This is a genomic window from Candidatus Nanopusillus massiliensis (genome assembly GCF_920984865.1).
Map to the genome: position 1 here is coordinate 175,897 of NZ_OV100765.1, position 641 is coordinate 176,537.

Consider the following 641-nt stretch of genomic DNA (forward strand, 5'->3'; position numbering starts at 1 on the left):
CTAAAAACATCTACTTTNNATCTTAATCCATATTCAATATTATTCTTTCAGTTTTATTTTCTGTTACAAAATTTTATATTTCGGAATCCTATATNNAGGTAAAACATCTGTTTCTTGTAGTAAAATTGTCCTTATAAATTTGTGTTTTTCTAATATTCTCTTTATATATTCTTCTTCTTCATATTTTAATGGTTTTTTAATTACAGTTAAATCACCTATAATATCATAAGAAATAATATATTTTAAACGGAAAACAATAAAAATATTATTTTTTTATTAAATAAATTTATGCTATTTATTTTTCCTTTCTTTATTTTTAATTTTTCTCATTATTCAAAATATAATGGTTATTCTATCTTTTAGCAAATATTGAAATATATATTAAGGCTTTGGGTACCTAAATTGGTATATATTATTTAAATGTTTCTATGTATTCTGATTACTTTATAAATATTTATAAATAACCTTTTTATAAATTATTTATAAATATTTACCCCGTTCAACCTTTTACTACATATTAGTATTCATTTGAAGTCATAAAAAAATGAAAGATTTTTAAACATTTTATATAATAATATATCATGGCAAAGAAAGGTGAAAAGAAAGAAGAAAAGAAACAGTAAAGATAAAGCATAATATAT